Annotated in this window: 2 protein-coding genes and 1 pseudogene; 2 read left to right on the forward strand and 1 reads right to left on the reverse strand. The window is 74.5% G+C overall.

The genetic code is table 11. From position 1 onward, the window contains the following. Nucleotides 1-770 (forward strand): GNAT family N-acetyltransferase (locus G3I42_RS16705; RefSeq protein WP_164286790.1); only part of this gene is annotated, 770 nt, incomplete at its 5' end. Nucleotides 771-839: 69 nt separating this feature from the next. On the opposite strand, the gene G3I42_RS16710 is transcribed toward G3I42_RS16705, so the two are convergent. Beyond that, nucleotides 840-2,084: a glycosyl hydrolase gene (locus G3I42_RS16710; RefSeq protein ID WP_164286792.1), complete on the reverse strand. Its 1,245-nt coding sequence runs from the start codon at nucleotides 2,082-2,084 to the stop codon at nucleotides 840-842. A 143-nt stretch (nucleotides 2,085-2,227) separates the two neighbouring features. On the opposite strand from G3I42_RS16710, the pseudogene G3I42_RS16715 reads away from it, so the two are divergent. Next, nucleotides 2,228-2,591 (forward strand): annotated as a pseudogene (locus G3I42_RS16715) (hypothetical protein); the annotation flags it as partial.

The following is a 2,591-nucleotide window of genomic DNA, read 5'->3' on the forward strand; positions in this document are numbered from 1 at the left end:
CGCTGCGCCGCGCCGCCCGCACCGCCCTCGTCGACCTGCGCGAACTGCGACCGGGTGCCGCCACCGAACTCCTCCTCGCCCACTGGCGCGGCCTCGTCGTGCGCCGCCCCGACTCGCCCTGCCTCGAACTCCCCGCGCGCCCCCTCGCCGAACTCCTCACCCGGCTCCCCGCCTCGCGCGCCCAGCGCTTCCGCGCCAAGCTCCGCAAGATCGACGCCCTCGGCATCGAGGCGCGCCCCGTCCCCGCCGAAGAGGTCCCCGCCGCGATCCGCACCCTCCTCGCCCTCCACCGCCGCCAGTGGCAGGGCCGCAAGGTCACCCCCGAGCACCTGCGCCCCCGCTTCCGCGACCACCTCGTGCGCTCCGTCACGACGATGGTCCGCACCGGGGACGCCCAGCTCACCGCCTACCGCCTCGACGGCGAGACCGTCGCCGTCGACCTCACCCTCCTCTCGCAGCGCCTCGCGGGCGGCTACCTCTACGGCGCCGACCCCGCGCTGCGCGAACGCAAGGCCGACGTCGCCACGATGCTCCTGCGCACCGCCTCCGAACTCGCCGCCGAGGACGGCCGCGAGACCCTGAGCCTGCTGCGCGGCACCGAGCCGTACAAGAGCCACTGGCGTCCCGACACCGTCGTCAACCAGCGCCTCCTGCTCTCCACCCGCCGCACCGCCCCCCTCCTGTGGCTCCGCACGGCCCACGTCACCGCCCGCGCCCAGGCCGCCACCTGGCTCCACGCCCACCGCGAGAAGCCGCCGACGCGGGGCTGAGGGCGACGCCGACCGACCGGGGGGCGAGGGCGAGGGGGCAGCCCCGGTACCGAGGCCGCCCCACCCCCGTCACCAGTCGAACCGCACGCACAGCCGTCCGCCGAGCCGCTCCTCCAGCCAGCCCCCGAGCCTGACGGGCCGGCAGTCCTCCACCGGCGGCTGCTCCCGCCCACCGGCGTCCTCCGCCGGAAGGCCGCCACCCGCCTTGAACGCCTGCCGGTAGACCTCCGTCGCCCGCGGGTTCATCCGGCACTGCCACACCCCGTGCGGGCAGTAGTCGGAAAGCGTCTGGTAAAGCGGCGGGTGCGCGTCCATCCAGCGGATCATCCGCCGCATGTACTCCGCGTTGTCACCATTCTTGAAAAGCCCCCATTCGGGGTACGAGATCGGCTTTCCGTGCTCCGCCGCGAAATCCACCTGCGCCTGGAGCCCGTACGGTTCCGAGATCTGCCGGTCGAAATCCGTTCCGTACGGCTGGTCGTAGGAATCCATCCCGACGACGTCCACCACGTCGTCCCCCGGATAGCACTCCGTCCACGGCGTCGCGTCCCGCCCGCGCGACGGCGCGAAATCGAAACGGAAACCCACCCCCTCGACGCCGTTCATGACCCGCGCGATGCGCGCCCAGTACGTCCGCCACGCGCGCGGATCGGGCCCGCAGCGGTGCGTGTACGTCGTCCCGTTCATCTCCCAGCCCACCACGAGCACGGCGTCCTTCACGCCGAGCCCCACGAGCCGCCGCGCGAGCCGCTCGAAGTGCCGGTCGTACGCGCCCGAGGCGCCGCGCCGCAGCTCCAGCGCCACCGCCGCGTCCGGCAGCCGGGCCTCCGTACGCTCCAGCATCGGCACGTTGAGGACGAGCGTGCGGCCCGGCTTCGCCCGGTACCAGGCCGCCCAGTCGGCGAGCCACGCGGGCGCGCCCTCGATGTTCTGCCACACGTCCCCCGCCAGGTACGTGTGCCCCACCGTCAGCTCCCGGCCGCCGAGCCAGCGCGAGAAGTCCGCCATGCGCGCGATGCCGCGCGGGCTGTAGTGGAGGTACGCGCCGAAACCGGGGGCCGGGGAGGGCCCGGTCGTCGGGCTCGGGGCGGGCGCCGGCCCCCGGCCGGGAGACGCGCCGTCCGCCGCGCCCCGCACCGCCGGTGATTCCCCGTCATTCGTGTCCCCGGGTTCCCCGGCCGAAAGCGCCGCTACCGGTACCGTCGCGATCGTGAACGCCCCGACCGGGGCCGGAGCGAAAGCGAGAACACCGAGAATTCCGGCGGCGCCGATCGCGAGTCGCTTGCGGCCGCGGCGGAATCTCTCCTTGGTCAAATCCGTCTCCTGGAATTCTGGTGCCCGGTCTCGCCGTGGCACGGAAGTGGTGGGATGTCAGTCGTATGTATTTCTCTTACGCCGACCGGGTGTGCAACCCGTTCGCGAAATCCATCCCCCGTCCGGACGCATCCCCGCCGGAGGTGACCGCCCCCGCGAAACCCGGCCGCCGGCCCACTCGCGCAAGCCGCCCGGACGGCCTCCTCGACACGTCCGTCCCCGCCGTCCTCGTCCGCGTCGACCGCAACCCCTTCCACCACGGCACCCTCGGCGCCGCCCGCTCCCTGGGCCGCGCGGGCGTCCCCGTCCACGCCGTCAGCGAGGGCCCGCGCGGCCCCCTCGCCCGCTCCCGCTACGTCGTACGGACCTGGCGCCAGCCCCCGCCGCCGACCGGCCCCGACGGCATCGCCGCCGTCCTCGCCGAGGCCGTACGGGACCTGCCCGGGCGCGCCGTGCTCGTCCCGCTCGACGAGCACAGCGCCGTCGCCGTCGACCACCTGCCGCCCG

Source organism: Streptomyces sp. SID11385, assembly GCF_010548245.1.
Lineage (GTDB): Bacteria > Actinomycetota > Actinomycetes > Streptomycetales > Streptomycetaceae > Streptomyces.